Origin of the sequence: Acidovorax sp. Root219 (assembly GCF_001428665.1) — a bacterium.
Taxonomy (GTDB): Bacteria; Pseudomonadota; Gammaproteobacteria; order Burkholderiales; family Burkholderiaceae_C; genus Acidovorax.
Window position 1 is genome coordinate 125098 of sequence record NZ_LMIJ01000034.1, and the last position, 14364, is coordinate 139461.

At 67.6% G+C, this 14364-nt stretch carries 12 protein-coding genes; 9 read left to right on the plus strand and 3 right to left on the minus strand.

Going from position 1 to position 14364, the window contains the following annotated elements:
• The 4 genes from ASE28_RS27425 to ASE28_RS27440 form a co-directional block, all read left to right on the plus strand.
• On the plus strand, window positions 1-486 hold a 486-nt coding region (locus ASE28_RS27425; protein WP_235516232.1), incomplete at its 5' end, for a hypothetical protein.
• A 48-nt stretch (window positions 487-534) separates the two neighbouring features.
• The gene (locus tag ASE28_RS27430; protein WP_057269309.1) at window positions 535-924 is read left to right on the plus strand and encodes a hypothetical protein; all 390 of its coding nucleotides are present in this window, start codon (window positions 535-537) and stop codon (window positions 922-924) included.
• Window positions 925-1096: 172 nt separating this feature from the next.
• On the plus strand, window positions 1097-1567 hold the full coding sequence (locus ASE28_RS27435) for a hypothetical protein (protein WP_057269310.1): 471 nt from the start codon (window positions 1097-1099) through the stop codon (window positions 1565-1567).
• On the plus strand, window positions 1568-4207 hold the full coding sequence (locus tag ASE28_RS27440) for a bifunctional diguanylate cyclase/phosphodiesterase (RefSeq protein WP_057269311.1): 2640 nt from the start codon (window positions 1568-1570) through the stop codon (window positions 4205-4207). It begins immediately after the preceding gene.
• A gap of 45 nt (window positions 4208-4252) precedes the next feature.
• On the opposite strand, the gene ASE28_RS33390 is transcribed toward ASE28_RS27440, so the two are convergent.
• On the minus strand, window positions 4253-4387 hold the full coding sequence (locus ASE28_RS33390) for a hypothetical protein (protein ID WP_255361103.1): 135 nt from the start codon (window positions 4385-4387) through the stop codon (window positions 4253-4255).
• 96 nt (window positions 4388-4483) lie between these two features.
• Here ASE28_RS33390 and ASE28_RS27445 point away from each other — a divergent pair, with 96 nt between their 5' ends.
• From ASE28_RS27445 to ASE28_RS27455, 3 genes are all read left to right on the plus strand, one after another.
• Entirely contained in the window at window positions 4484-6553 is a 2070-nt protein-coding gene (locus ASE28_RS27445) for a hybrid sensor histidine kinase/response regulator (RefSeq protein WP_057269312.1), read from the plus strand.
• 157 nt (window positions 6554-6710) lie between these two features.
• Window positions 6711-8528, plus strand: a complete 1818-nt coding sequence (locus ASE28_RS27450; protein WP_057269313.1) for a diguanylate cyclase domain-containing protein — start codon at window positions 6711-6713, stop codon at window positions 8526-8528.
• Between the two features lie 326 nt (window positions 8529-8854).
• On the plus strand, window positions 8855-9880 hold the full coding sequence (locus tag ASE28_RS27455; RefSeq protein WP_057269314.1) for a hypothetical protein: 1026 nt from the start codon (window positions 8855-8857) through the stop codon (window positions 9878-9880).
• Window positions 9881-10260: 380 nt separating this feature from the next.
• On the opposite strand, the gene ASE28_RS27460 is transcribed toward ASE28_RS27455, so the two are convergent.
• Window positions 10261-11277, minus strand: a complete 1017-nt coding sequence (locus ASE28_RS27460; RefSeq protein ID WP_057269315.1) for a GNAT family N-acetyltransferase — start codon at window positions 11275-11277, stop codon at window positions 10261-10263.
• 91 nt (window positions 11278-11368) lie between these two features.
• Complete coding sequence (locus ASE28_RS27465; RefSeq protein ID WP_057269316.1) at window positions 11369-11950, minus strand: TetR/AcrR family transcriptional regulator; 582 nt, start codon at window positions 11948-11950, stop codon at window positions 11369-11371.
• A gap of 303 nt (window positions 11951-12253) precedes the next feature.
• On the opposite strand from ASE28_RS27465, the gene ASE28_RS27470 reads away from it, so the two are divergent.
• A complete protein-coding gene (locus ASE28_RS27470; protein ID WP_057269317.1) occupies window positions 12254-13381 on the plus strand; it encodes an alpha/beta fold hydrolase in 1128 nt (375 codons plus the stop codon).
• A 324-nt stretch (window positions 13382-13705) separates the two neighbouring features.
• The gene (locus tag ASE28_RS27475; protein ID WP_057269318.1) at window positions 13706-14272 is read left to right on the plus strand and encodes a hypothetical protein; all 567 of its coding nucleotides are present in this window, start codon (window positions 13706-13708) and stop codon (window positions 14270-14272) included.
• Window positions 14273-14364: the final 92 nt, after the last annotated feature.

Sequence of the window (14364 nt, forward strand, 5' to 3'; positions counted from 1 at the left end):
CTGCCGCGCACGCTCCTAGCCCCTGTGGTGCCCGCAAGGCGGGCGGTTGCCCAACTCATGGCGGTGCTGCCATGCCTGGCGCTGCTGACCGCCTGCCAGGGCCATACGGACCTGGCCGCCAGCGGCTGCCTGCCGCTGCGCGTGCCGGCGCAGGTGGTGCTGGTGCAGGAGGCCGGGCTGTATGCGGTGGGCGGCGATGCCAAGGGCAAGACGCTGGTGCTGTCGCCGCACCCGCGCAATGCCGCCAACGACGATTTTCACGGCACACGGCTGGTGCGCACGCTGGCGCCGGGCACGCGGCTGGGCATTGACCGCCTGCAGCAGGCCTGGGGCTTCGACGTGGGCAAGGGGCGCATCAGCGCCTTTGGCGCGGTGGCCGGTGGCGAGCGCTTCGAGTACGGCTGGGGTGGTGGCACGGTGATAGGCCGCGCGCCTTGGGAGCCGGCCACGGTGCCCCATCTGCGCACGGTGGCGTGTGGCGATTGATCGCGCAGCCTGCCGGCCCGCACGCAACCCTCAACGAAGGAGCATTCCATGAAGACCATTCACCCCCACCTTCGCTCTGGCGTGCTCACTGCAGCGCTGCTGCTCGCCGCCGGTACCCCGGCCCTGGCCCAGACCACCGTGCTGTACAGCGCGCGCCCCGCCATCGGCCTTAGCGTGAGCGACAAGATGGCGGCGCGGCAGGCGCCGGTGGAGTTCACCGTCACCATGCCCGGCGGCCAGACGACCACCGCCACGGCCCAGCCCCAGGGCGGCGGCGAGCGGGCCGGCACCGTGCACTACCCCAGCGACTTCGGCAATGCCGGCACGCGTGTAGGTGACTACACCTGGGCCGCCCGGGTGGGCGGCAAGGTGGTGCAGACGGGGCGGTTTGCCTACCGACCGGCACAGGGTGGGCAACTGCTGTTCGTGCCTGGGTAGGCGTTCGTCGAATACGTCCTACGTAGTCGATAACATGGTGTGGAATATCATGCGCCATGAAACAAAATGTTAGCGAAGCTTGCGTCCTGGCGCGCCCGGGCGTGCCGCGCACTGGCTGCGTTGCGGCCCTGTTTCCCGTGCCGGGCACGGCATTTTGCGCAGGTGCCGGGTCATGAGGCTGGTCAGCACCCATCGAAGGGCCCTGCATGCGCTGGGGGTGACGCTGCTGGAGCTGCTGATCACGGTCACGCTGATCGGGCTGCTTTCGGCAGTGGCCATGCCCAGCTACAAGGCGTACATCGAACGCGCCAAGGTCGCCGCTGCCAAAAAAGACATTCTGGAAATCAGCGCCATGCTGGACCGGTACGTCAACTTCAAGCACGTGTTCCCGGCAAGCCTGGCCGATCTGCCCTTTACCCGGCTGGACCCCTGGGGCAACCCCTATCGCTACCTGTCGATGGACGGCGCCACTGTCGGCCAAAAGCGCAAGGACAAGTCGCTGCACCCGCTCAACAGCGACTATGACCTGTACAGCATGGGGCCTGATGGCGCGAGCCAGACGCCGTTGACCGCCAAGGCCAGCCGCGATGACATCATCCGCGCCAACAACGGGAGCTTCATCGGCGTCGCCGAGGATTATTGAATGCGCCTGAGTCCGGCCCATGCCATCCTGCACAGCCGTGTCGGGCGCCAGCTGCTGGCCACGTTCTTCGTGCTGGTGGCGGTGCCGGTGGGGGCCCTGTCGCTGCTGGCCTACCAGCTCACGGAGTACGTCGTGCAGCAGTCTGCAGCGCAGCTCAGTGGCGAGCTGGCCAAGGCCGTGGGCATCAACCTCATCGACCGGCTGCGCGCCGCAGAAAGCCTGCTGCATGTGCACGGGCTGCCCTCCGGCCAGGGCCCCGGGCCCGTGCCGCTGGACCAGCGGCTCGAGAGCGTCTTTGCCAGTGTGGACCGGCTTTTCCCTTCGGAGCTTGCACCGATGCCGCAGGGCCGCAGCACCTTGCGCGTGGTGGGCGCCCCACAGCCCGGGGTGGCGCCCACCGTGGAATTGATCGTGCCCTTTGCAGGCGCCGTGGTGCGCGGCCGGTTCACTGCAGACTACCTGTGGGAGAACGCGCAGTCGGGCACGCATCGCATCTGCTTTTCGGGCCCGCAGTTGTCTGCACCCTTCTGCCAGGGGGTAGAGGGGCAGGCCGCCAACGAGGTGCGCACGCAGCGCGAGATCTTCTTCACGCCCTATTTCGATGCGCCGGCCTGGACCATCACCACCACCCTGCAGCCGGACGTGCGGCGCTACCTGCCCATTGGCGTGGCGGCCTTGGTGGGCAACGTGGCCGCCATCGCATTTCTGCTTGCGCTGGTGAGCAGCTCGGTGGTGCTGCGCAGGCTGACCCGCCCGCTGGATGCGCTCACCTCGGGCACGCGCGCCGTGCTGGAGGGCGATTTCACGCGCAGGGTGCAGATCGCCGGCAGACGCAACGAATTCACCGACCTGGCCGACTCCTTCAACGCCATGACCGAAGAGGTGGGGCGCGACCTTGCGCTGGTGCGCGTACTCGCGCAGATGGACCAGGCCATCATCGGGCAGCGCCCGTTTGCCGAGGTGGTGCGCCTGATGCTCGCGCACCTGAACGCCCAGGCGGGTGGCGCGCCGGTGGGCGTGGTGCAGTGGCCAGCCGGTGCGCCCCGGCCGCTGGTGCTGTCCCTGGCGGCCGATGGAACGCTGGCGCAGCGCGAGACAGGTGCGCCGCGCGACGCGGGCCTGCCGCAGGCAGGGGAGGGGGCCGACCCTGCGGGGGGCGAAGGGCCCTGGCACGACCTGCCCGTTGCGCACACCGGCACCCAGCGGGTGTGGCTGCGCCTGGAGCGCCTGCCGGCACCCGAGGGGCGCGCCGGGCGCGAGCTGGCCGCACTGGGCCAGCGGCTGGCCGTGGCCCTGCACGCCGAGCAGCACGAGCAGCAACTGCGTGAACGCGCCACGCGCGACAGCCTGACGGGCCTGCTCAACCGCTTCGGGCTGGTCGAGGCCGTTGACCAACTGGTGCAGGCGCAAGCCGCAACGCCCTTTGCTGTGGTGTACATGGACCTCGACGGCTTCAAGGAAATCAACGATGCCTATGGGCACGACGTGGGGGACTGCGTGCTGCGCGAGGTGGCGGCCCGCGTGCGCAACTGCATAGGCCCTCGCGCACTGGCCATGGCCCGCCCGGGGGGCGACGAGTTCGTCTTCGTGCTGCCCGCAGACGCACAGGCGGCGTTGCGCGCCGACATCGAATCGGTCATGCAGGCCGTGCGCGTGCCGTACAGCGTGCCCCCGCGCCTGCTGCCCCTGGCGGCCAGCCTGGGCATGGCGCACTACCCCGCGCATGGCGCCTCGCAGGACGAACTGCTCAAGCACGCCGACCTGGCCATGTACACCGCCAAGGGCGCGGGCCGCAATGTGCTGGTGGAGTTCGAGCCCGCGCTGGCCGCAGAGCAGGCCGGGCGGCTGGCGCTGCGCCACGACCTGCGCCACGCGCTGGCCGGGCAGCAGATGTTCGTGGTGTTCCAGCCGCGCGTGCGCGCACAGGGCCGCCAGGTCGCCTCGGTCGAGGCACTGCTGCGCTGGCGCCACCCCGACAAGGGGCTGGTCTCGCCCGACACCTTCATTGCGCTGGCCGAAGAGTCCGGCTTCATCATCGAGCTGGGCCTGTGGGTGCTGCGCCAGGCGCTACAGCAGTTTGCGCTGTGGCGTGCCGACCCGCTGGTGCCCGTGCGGCATCTGTCGGTCAACCTCTCGCCCGTGCAACTGGCCGACCCGGCGTTTCCCGCAGCGCTGCACGCGCTGCTGCAGGAGTTCGGCATCCGCCCCGGCGAGCTGGAGCTGGAGATCACCGAAGGCGCGCTGATCCAGGACGTGGATGCCGCCGTCACGCGCCTGGCGGCGCTGCGCGCCCACGGCGTGGCGATTGCGCTGGACGACTTCGGGGTGGGCTACTCGGCCATGCGCTACCTCAACCGCCTGCCGTTCGATACGCTCAAGATCGACAAGAGCTTTGTGTTTGCCTTTGGCGTCGAGCGCCCCGCACTGGCCATTGCCACCGCCATCGTGGCCCTGGCCAAGGCGCTGGACAAGCGCGTGGTGGCCGAGGGGGTCGAGACGCCCATGCAGGCCGACCTGCTGCAGGGCCTGGGCGTGAACGAGCTGCAGGGCTACCTGTACGGTAAGCCGCAGACGGCTGCAGAACTCGCCAGGCTGTGGCGCAGCGTTGAGGGCACAGAAAGACCTTCTGGCGGCCCATAGCCTTGCGCCATGCGGGCAGCGGTATTGTGACCTTGAAGTTATTATTCATACCGATTGGTCGCAGATCGGCGCAGAACAAGGGCACCAAGCAACAGGGATCTGCTCGACCAATGCTTCTTTTGCTGCGGCCCATTGCGGGTTGCGTTGGCGCCGGGCGCATCCACCGGTGGTGAATTTCATGGACCCGATCCCCAGGAACAACTTATGTGGACAATGAGAAGAGCCAGCGACAAGGGCTCGAAAGAGGCAGCTGAATCGGTGCGCTGGCTTCGCCGGATGGCGGTGCTGAGCGTGGCGGTGCCCCTGGTGATCTATGCCATCTTCGGGGTCGTCGGGTTTCTGCGGGCCACGGACGAAACCGACGCCCGGGTGTCCCGGTCGCTTCGGGTTGCGCACGAGCATGCCTCCAAGGTCATGGCCACGTCCGAGGCGGTCGCTGAAAAGGCCTTCTCCCTGGTCAACGGCAAGAACCCGCAGGATTTGCACAGCATCGAGGCCTTCCTGCATGAAGAGCTGCGCAAGCGCAGCGTGGACCAGCCCCAGATCCAGTCCATCCTCATCCTGGATGCGAAAGGCCGGGCCATCGCCAGCAGCCGGCTGTTTCCGTTCCCTCGGGTCGATCTGTCCGACGGCGAGTATTTTCAGCACCACCTGCAGGGCCGCACGGGGCCCCATCTGTCCAGGCCCATCGTGACCCGCACGTCCAACGAGCGGGTGCTGAATGTCAGTGTCCCCTTCGAGGACGACGCGGGCAAGTTTGGCGGGGTCATCAACGTGGCGCTGCTCACGTCCTACTTCTACGATTTCTATGGCGACCTGGTGGCGGACGAGCCCAACCTGGCGGTCACCCTTTTCCGCGACGACGGCGCCGTCTATACGCGCTGGCCCCACAGCGCCACAACGCCCGTCACGCTGCAGCCCGATTCGCCGGTGATGCAGCGGCTGACTGCCGGCGATGAGGTGGGGCGCTTGCAAGGCATCTCGACGGTCGATCGCAAGGAGCGGGTCATTGCCTTTCGCAAGGTCGGCGCATACCCCTTGTACGTGGCCACGGCGATGCGCCTGAATGTGCCGCTGCGCGAGCTGTTCCAACAGCTTGCGCTGCTGTTCGCCATGGGGGCGCTGCCGGTGGCCGCGCTGGTCGTCACGGCGAGGACGGCGCTGCAAAGCGCCCTTGCTGCGCACAACACACTGCAGGACCTGGAGCGCGAAACCGAAAGCCGCCAGCGTGCCGAAGAGGCGCTGCGCCAGGCGCAAAAGCTCGAGGCACTGGGCCGGCTGACCGGTGGCGTGGCGCACGACTTCAACAACGCGCTGATGGTGATCAGCAACAACCTGCACCTGCTCAAGCGCACGGCGCCAGAGTCGGGCCTGCGGCAGATCGAATCCATTGCCCGGGCCGTGAAGTCGGCCACCAACCTCACCCGCCAGTTGCTGGCCTTCTCACGGCGCCAGCCCCTGGTGGCCGAGTACGTGCAGCTGCAGCACAAGCTCCCGGCCATCCAGGATCTGCTGGTCCCGGTCATGGGCAGCCGCGTGCAGCTGGATGTGCAGGTGGACCCTTCGACCGCGCCCGTGTTTCTGGACATGAGCGAGCTGGAGCTGGCGCTGCTCAACCTGGGCATCAATGCGCGCGACGCGATGCCCACGGGCGGTGCCCTGTCCATCCACGTGCGCAATGCCGGGCGCCAGCGGGGCGGGGCGCAGGACAACGACACCGAGATGGTCGTCATCGAAGTGTCCGACACGGGCAGTGGCATTGCGCAGGACGATCTGGACAAGGTGTTTGAACCCTTCTTCACCACCAAGCCGGTGGGCGAGGGCACGGGCCTGGGCCTGAGCCAGGTGTATGGCTTTTGCCAGGGGGTGGGCGGCTATGCGCAAATCGCCAGCGAGCTGGGCAAGGGCACCACGGTCAGCCTGTACCTGCCCAGCACGGCCCCCAGGGCACCCGGGGACGAGCCCGCCGCAGACACCACGTTCAAGCCCCTGGGCATGCGCCTGCTGGTGGTGGAAGACAACGACGAGGTGGCCGAGTCGCTGGTGCCCCTGCTGCAGTCGCTGGGCTGCACCGTCACCCGGGTGGACCGAGCCGACAAGGCCATCTACCTGCTGGATGAAGGCCAGCGGCCCGACTTGGTGCTGACCGATGTGATGATGCCCGGCGAACTCAACGGCGAAGGCCTGGCCAGGCACATCCGCGAGAAGTGGCCTGCGCAGCGGGTGCTGCTGATGACCGGCTATGCCGAGCAACTGGCCCGCATCTCGCAACTGGGCTTTGACGTGCTGCCCAAGCCCTGCACGCCGCAGATGCTGCATGCCGCCATTGGCAAGGCGGGGGGGTAGCCGTGCACGTTTGCAAGGAGGAGGGTGTTTTCCAGGGGGGCTGCTGCGTGGCGCTGCGTCGATAATGGGATGGCCGCACCTTCCCCCTTGCTGAATTTCCTTGCCGCATTCCATCGACCTTTCTGACGCCAGGCTCCGGCGTTTTGCGATTCACCTGGTGTGTGGCAACCTTGCCATCATCGGGCTGCTGTTCGTGGCGGGGTGGCTCGGGCTCAAGACCAGCCTGCATGCCGATGAGGCCCGGGCCGCCGAGGTTGCGCAAAACATGGCCGCAGGCCTGGCTGCGGAGATCGCCGGTGAACTCAGGCTGGTCGACAACGCGCTGTCCAGCGCCACGTCCGCTTACCGGGCCGGGTTGGCCGATGAAGCCGGGCCCCTGGCCATCGAGAAGGTGCTGCGCCACCAGGAAAAGCTTCTGCCCGAGGTGGACGCCATTCGCATTGCCGGACCTGACGGCATGGTGCGCGCGGGGCTTGCCCAGGGCGCTGCGCCGGTGGGCATTGCCGACCGTGGCTACTTCGAAGCCGCACGCCTCACCGATGGTCTGAGCGTTTCCGAGCCCCTTCTGGGCCGGATCACCAAGAAGTGGGGGATCGTTCTTGCAAGGCGCATCGAGAACCGGGATGGAAGCTTTGGCGGCGTGGCGTATGCCGGCCTGTCCAGCGCGCATTTCGCGCGCAGCTTCAGCCGGTTGAAGCTGGGCAAGTCGGGCGCCATTTCGCTGCGCTCGAAGGACCTGCGGCTGATTGCGCGCTTCGTGCCCGACGAGCCCATCGGGGACAGGAACCTCGGCTCCGCCAGCGTGTCCAGCGAACTCAGGGACGCCCTGGCGCGCAACCCGGCACAAGGCTGGTACCGCTCGCCCACGGCGCTCGACGGCATCGAGCGGGTGACCGCCTACCACCGGGTTCCCGGGTTCGAGCTGACGGTTCTGGCGGGCTTGGCCCCCAGTGACTTCCTGGCGCCCTGGCGGCGCGATGTGCAGATCGTTGCAGCGCTGCTGCTGCTGGCCGGCGTGTCCATGGTGGGGGCATCTTTCGGCCTGTATGTCCAGCGCCAGCGCCACGTGCTGGCCGAACGGCGCATTGCCGGCCTGCTCCAGCAACAGCAGCTGATGCTGGACAACGAGCTGATTGGCATGGTGCGCACCAAGAGCCGCACCACGGTCTGGTCGAACAAGGCGTTCAAGGCGATCTTTGGGTACGGCCCCGATGAACTGGATGGGGAGCCTTCGCGCCTGCTCTATCTGGACGACGAGTCTTACGAACGGGTCGGGGCGCAAGGCTACGAGCACCTTCGCGACAACCGCCGGTTCCGCACCCAGCTCAAGATGCGGCGCAAGGACGGCAGCCCCGTCTGGATCGATCTGAGCGGCACGCCCGTCTCGGGCGACGAATCGCTGTGGATGTTTGTCGACATCACCGCCATGAAGGGGCGGGAGGACCAGTTGGCGCAACTGGCCCTGCACGACGCACTCACCGGCCTGGCCAATCGCACGCAATTTGCCGAGCGCCTGCGCACGGCGCTCGAGCAACTGGGAGTGGCATCGAGCCTGGTGGCCGTGTGCTACATCGACCTCGATGGCTTCAAGGCCGTGAACGACGCTCTGGGGCACGCCGCGGGCGACCAGGTGCTGGTGGAGACCGCCAGGCGCCTGCTGGCCTGTGTGCGCAGCCAGGACACCGTGACGCGCCTGGGGGGCGATGAATTCGCCATTGCGCTCACCAACGTGCAAGACCGGGGCCAGGTGGAGACCGTGCTGAACCGGGTGCTGGAGCGGCTCAGGCAGCCCATTGTGCTGGCCGGGGGCGAAGCCCGCATACGCGCCAGCATCGGCGTGGCCTATGCGCCAGACCATGGCACCGAGCCCCAACTGCTCATGCGCCTGGCCGATGAAGCCCTGTACGAGGCCAAGCGCGCCGGCAAGGACTGCTACAAGGTAGCATCCCCGGCGCTATCGCCTCTGAATGCATAGGCACTGGTGAGCAGGCTTCAGGTCTGAGGGCAGGCACGCGCGCACGCTGGCCGCCGCGAGGCTCGGGCAGGCTTCTTACGGCGGGGCACAGGCCACCGCGTCGGCCCTGGCATGTTTTCTGACACAGGCGCCGCCCGCTCAGCGACAAGGGGTGGGCCTCACACGAGAGGGCACAGCAGCAAACCCAGAAGAGTTTTTTTTTTCGGTCGCTCTGGACGCCGAGCGCGCATGGCCCTCGCAATCTACGCGCCGCGCCAGGCTTGCCGCAGGCGGCTGCGTGTGCAAACATGCGTCCCTCCAACCACCACCGATGACGAGGGAGTCCCATGGCGCTATCCAACCTGCGGATCTTTTTTGATGGCCTGGAAGAGGCCACGCCCGGCATGCCGTGCTACGACCCCGAGCAGCCCTGGTTTGCCCATGTCACGGTGGTGAATGCCAACGTCGACACCAAGCATGACCCCGCGCTGCGCGCCTTCGATCCGCAAAACCCGACGGCAGCGGCGGGGCCGTTCAAGGTGTCGTTCCAGGTGTTTCCGGGGCCCACGGCAGCATCGGCATCGGGTTCGACGCCGTTCACCGCCTATGAGGTCGATGGCCTGGGCGCCTATCCGGGCCTGGTTGCTTGCGCCAAGGGCTTCTCGATGCAGCTGCCCAAGGACATCAGCAAGGCGGATTTCGGGGTGAAGCGGGGCTTTCGGTTCAAGGCCGATCCGTACTTCGCCGTGCCCGAGTCCAACGAAGACGACAACAGCTTCGTCTGGGAAAGTGCCCAGGCACCCACCATGGCGCCGCAGTGGCAGGAGGGCGACGCCAGCCCCTTCTCGAACCTGAAGTTCATGGATTTCCGGGGGGTTGCGGGCTCCAAACGCGATATCGAGGTGCTGGTGAAGAACCAGGGCAGCGAGACCTCGTTCCAGCTGGAGCTGCGGCTGAACATCATCGGCCCGCCTACGCCCCGCAGCCCGCTGGGCAGCGTGCTGGAGTCGGTCAGCATCAACTCCACCGCCATCCCCACCGGCGGCTCCGTCTGGGTGCGCTTCACGGCCAAGCGCGATTTCGTGCAGCCGCGCACGGGTCTGCCCGCGCGCGAGCTCAGGCGCCTGCAGGCCGCCAACCCGGCCAGCCGGCGCTTTCGCCAGGTGCAGATGGGCAGCAGCAGCCTGCTGGGCGGCCAGAACATCCCGCGCTACCTGGTGATGGAGAAGGATTTCGACTTCATGCCGCTCAAGCCCTTCACCATCGCCGTGATGAACTCATCGAGCAGCGAGAAGGTGGCGTTTGGCGAAAGCCCCGTGGGTGGCGGCAAGAAGCCCGGCGGGGGCGGGCCGATTGCGATACCGCAGAAGTAGCCAGCGGGGTGGAAGGGGTCGCGGGGCTGTTGGCCAGGACGGCTGTGCCGCGGTGGAGCTGCTCCGTGCGGTACCCCACCCCACGGACTGCGCCACCAACACCAGCGCGAGCACGAGCGCAACGTAGAACAGAAACCCGGCCAGCGACTGGCCTGTCTGTGTGACGACGCAGCGGCCTGCATGGCTGTACCACAGGGCGCCGGCTGCGCTGTGGATGCGGTGGTCGACGCTGAAAGGGGACTCGCATTTGCAGCAGCCAAGGGTCGCAATGCAGATGACGAAGCGCCCGGTCATCATGACCAGCAACTCGAACACTATTTCCAAGCCAACCCCCCCGAATTGTGTTGTCGATGGCTGCCATCGTAGCTGTTGCTCCAGGGTCAGCCGGCCGCAGCCCTGTCCGGTACCAGCACCAGCGGCTTGCGGTACACGCAGTTGCGCCGATCCACCGCAAAGCCGCAGTCTTCGTACACGCGCGTCGCGCCGCTCTGGTTCTGGCTGTCCACGGCCAGGCCCGATTCGGCCATGCCGGCGGCGGCCTGGGCGCGCAGGCTGTGGGCGATGAGTGCACGCGCCAGGCCACGGCGGCGCCAGGGCTCGCCCACGCTGATGAACTCGGTCCAGCCGCGCTGGCGGCCGTTGTTGCGGTTCCATGCAGCGTCGACGTAGCTGCGTACCTGCCCCGCGACCTGGTGGGTCTGCACGTCCCACGCCACCTGCCACAGGTGGGGCTGGAATACCGGGCTCGTCAGCCACCGCAGGTAGTCGGCCTCATCGGGCGGGCAATAGCCCCAGTGGCTCTGAAAAGCCCGCGAATGCGCGTCCCAGATGGCGCGGTAGTGCTCGGGCTGCACGGGCCGCAGCTCCAGTCCCTGGGGCAGGGGGAAGACCGCTACGTTGTCGAGCGTGGGGCGCACCATGGCGAAGAAATAGCGCTCGGGCGTGTAGCCGGACTTTTCGAGCAGTGCCGCACGCGAAGTCTCGCCGTGGGTGATGTAGGCGTGGTGGGCGTGGCGCGGTGCACCGGGGTGTTCGGTGGCAGCCTGGGTGCGCTGGCGTTGCTCCAGCCAGGCGTGCAGTGCCGTGCCAATGCCCTGGCGGCGCCACTGGGGCGCGACCACGGCGAACTGCGAATACAGCTGCAGTCCGTCGGCCTGCGCCCACGCCCATGAGCGCACGTAGCCCGCGATCTCGCTGCCGCCCTGGGCGATCCACACATCGCGCTCGGGCACGCAACTGGTGAAGGCGGCGTAGTCGCGCGCCACCTCGTGCTCCGTGCGAAAGAAGCCGGTTTCGTCGGCCGCGAAACTCGCGTTGGCGCACGCGACCATGGCCGCGTAGTCGGAAGGGCCCGCAAAGGGCCGGAAGGTCACTTGCGCGGGCGGGCTGGTGGGCATCGGGGTCCTGTCCTTTTCTTGTCGTTGTGCTGGGGCTCCGGCGGCTGCGCATTTTGGCGTTCGATGCCCGATCGGCACCACTGGACCCGCATCACCCCTCTGGGGCGGCCCACCCTCGGAGACTGACATCCGCCAGCGCCTCAAAAACAGCCGGCGAACGTTCCAGGCGCGCGACAGTGCGCGCGCCTTCGACGGCGGCCACCAGCGCCGCTGCGGCAGAGGTCGCGCGCGCGGGGCTGTAACCGCAGCCCCTGAAGTGAGCCGCAATCAGCTCCGTCGAATCCTGGAACCCGCGCGCCACGCGTTGGGTCAGGTCGGCGTCGAGCGCGGGCAATTCGTTCGCCAGGTTCTGCATAAGGCATCCGTACTGGAAATCGGTGGCCACCATTTCAGCCGCGAATGCGCCGAGCACCTGCCGCACGAAACGCTCGGCATCGCCCGCTGTGTTTGCCGAGATGCCCTGCAACACGGCCATGCGCGCTGTGACGTATTGGTCGATGGCTTCTTCCGCCAACTGTGCCTTGCCGCGTGGGAAGTGAAAGTAGAACGATCCTTTGGGGGCACCGCTTTCTTGGAGGATCTGGCTCAGCCCGGTCGCGGTGTAGCCCTGAATGCGGAACAGGCGCGCGGCCGTGGCAATGGCGAGGGGGCGGGCGTCGGTCTTGCGGGGCATGGCGGGAAGTTACCAGCATCGGCTTGACGTGTCTATGGCGATTGCCATAGTATGGTGATCGCCATAGTTCGATTTCGGTGACGTCCCTGTCCCGGCACCGTGGCGAAGAGGTCCCCAATGAGCTACCCATCTGAGTCCAGGCCCTCGTTACCCTCGGTATCGCGCCGCGCCGTCCTGGCGATCGGCGCCGCCGGCCTGGCCGCGTCTTCATTCCGTTTTGCCCACGCAAGCCCTTCAGGAGCAACCGCCATGACTGCATCCACAACGTTCCAGGGACCGCTCCCGCAAGGGGTCCGCTCACGCATGATCCAGGGGGTCAACGGCCTCGATGTCCATGTGCTGGAGGCCGGCCACGAGAGCCCTGGGCGCCCGCTGGCGCTGCTCTTGCACGGATTCCCGGACCTTGCCTACGGCTGGCGGCACCTGATGCCGCTGCTGGCCGATGCGGGCTACCACGTCGTCGCGCCCGACCAGCGGGGTTTTGGCCGCACCACCGGGTGGCTCGCTGCGTACGACAGCCCGCTGGAGCCCTTCGGCTTCCTGAACTTGACGCGCGACGCCCTCGCGTTGGTCTCGGCCTTGGGGTACCGGCGCACGGCCATGCTCGTCGGGCACGACTTCGGCTCGCCCGTGGCCGCCTATTGCGCCTTGGCCCGCCCCGATGTTTTCCCCTCGGTGGTGCTGATGAGCGCACCCTTCCCCGGTACGCCCGCATTCCCGTTCAACACGGCAGACAGCGAGACAGCGCCGGCCCCACCGAACCTGGCCCCCCAAAGGCTGGCAGCCGCACTGGCGGCGCTGAACCCGCCGCGCAAGCACTATCAGCAGTACCTGAGCGGGCGGGAGGCGAACGCCGACCTGTGGCACCCGCCTCAGGGATTGCATGCCTTCTTGCGGGCATTTTTCTACCTCAAGAGCGGCGACTGGCCGGGCAACAAGCCACATCCCCTGAAGGCGCCAACGCCTGCGGAACTGGCGCAATTGCCAACCTATTACGTCATGGACTTGGACAAGTCCATGTCCCAGACCGTGGCGCCATTCCATCCAACAGCTGCCGAGATTGCGGCCTGCCAATGGCTCACCGAGCCCGAATTGGCCGTGTACACCGCCGAGTACGCACGCACGGGCTTTCAAGGCGCACTTCAGCTGTACCGCGTCTTCACCGACCCAGCCTTGAATGCCGAACTGCGCCTCTTCTCGGGCCGGACCATCGATGTCCCTTCGCTCTTCATCGGCGGAAAAAACGATTGGGCGAACTACGTTTCGCCGGGCGCCCTTGAAGTGATGAAAGCCAAGGCGACGACCAGGATGAGCGGCATCGAACTGATCGACGCAGCCGGTCACTGGATCCAGCAAGAACAACCGGCCCGCCTGGCCGCGCTCCTGCTCCCCTTCAGCAAAGAGACGGGGGCTCAACGCACTGGAGCTTGAGGCGGGGCAGGGGCTGCGTCCACGACCAGGCTGCCGGACCCCGGTGATGGCCCATCTGGCTCAACTGGCTCAACTGGCAGTTTGGGTGGCATGGACTCATTGCGAGCGGGGCGTGAAGGGCACGGGTGTCGCGGGCGGCAGCACCTGCGCCAGTTAGCGGTCCAGGTCGGCCTGCCAGAGCGCGGGGTACTGGTGGATGCGTGCAGCTGCCAGGCGACCGCAACACACTGGGCGGCACCATCGGCGGCATTCCGGCCGGGGTGACCGTGGTGCTGACCACGGGCGGCGAGGATCTGCCCCTCAGCGCGGACGGCGGCTTCACCTTTGCTACGCCGCTGGCCGCTGGCCGCTGGCGCGGCCTATGCCGTCACGGTCAAGTCCAAACCCGATGGGACGGGCTGCGTGGTGCGCAATGGCACGGGCGTGGTCGCTGCCGCGGCGGTGGACACGGTGCGGGTGAGCTGCGCCATTGCGGGCTCCGTGACTGGCTTCTGGGAGCAGGACCAGTGCAACGCAGTGCCGGGTGGCATCGGCCTGAAGAACGGCTGGCGCATCTCGCAGAGCAGGCCCGTCTTTGTGAATGTGGGCGCGGGCGGGGTGAGCTACTGCAATGCGCAGTGCACCGGCGTGGGCACCACCATGACGGGCCCGCTGGTGGGCGGGTTCACGGTGACCCAGTCGCGCCAAGAGTTCACCACCGACATTTCAGCCTACTGGGGCGTGCGCGACGGCATGACCTTCCCCACCATGCCGGTGGTGCTGGTGCGCAGGGGCAACCACCTGTGCCTGCTGGAGGACACGGCCACCCCCTCGGCCTACCCCAATGCGGCCAGCACGGCCCATGCCGTCACGGCGGCCATTGCCGCGGGCACCTGCTACATGCCCCGCTGACCCCGCGCCCACGCTCCCTGCAACAAGCGCGATCCCGCAGCTGTTCACAGCGGGGCGTGCGTCGCGGCTGCGCCGCTCTCGCAAGCCAAACG

Bases quoted from the DNA above. Each gene is read 5' to 3' on its own strand.
- ASE28_RS33390 (WP_255361103.1), bottom strand. From the start codon at position 4,387: ATGAAATTCACCACCGGTGGATGCGCCCGGCGCCAACGCAACCCGCAA.
- ASE28_RS27470 (WP_057269317.1), top strand. From the start codon at position 12,254: ATGATCCAGGGGGTCAACGGCCTCGATGTCCATGTGCTGGAGGCCGGC.
- ASE28_RS27455 (WP_057269314.1), top strand. From the start codon at position 8,855: ATGGCGCTATCCAACCTGCGGATCTTTTTTGATGGCCTGGAAGAGGCC.
- ASE28_RS27445 (WP_057269312.1), top strand. From the start codon at position 4,484: ATGGCGGTGCTGAGCGTGGCGGTGCCCCTGGTGATCTATGCCATCTTC.
- ASE28_RS27430 (WP_057269309.1), top strand. From the start codon at position 535: ATGAAGACCATTCACCCCCACCTTCGCTCTGGCGTGCTCACTGCAGCG.
- ASE28_RS27460 (WP_057269315.1), bottom strand. From the start codon at position 11,277: ATGCCCACCAGCCCGCCCGCGCAAGTGACCTTCCGGCCCTTTGCGGGC.
- ASE28_RS27435 (WP_057269310.1), top strand. From the start codon at position 1,097: ATGAGGCTGGTCAGCACCCATCGAAGGGCCCTGCATGCGCTGGGGGTG.
- ASE28_RS27440 (WP_057269311.1), top strand. From the start codon at position 1,568: ATGCGCCTGAGTCCGGCCCATGCCATCCTGCACAGCCGTGTCGGGCGC.
- ASE28_RS27465 (WP_057269316.1), bottom strand. From the start codon at position 11,950: ATGCCCCGCAAGACCGACGCCCGCCCCCTCGCCATTGCCACGGCCGCG.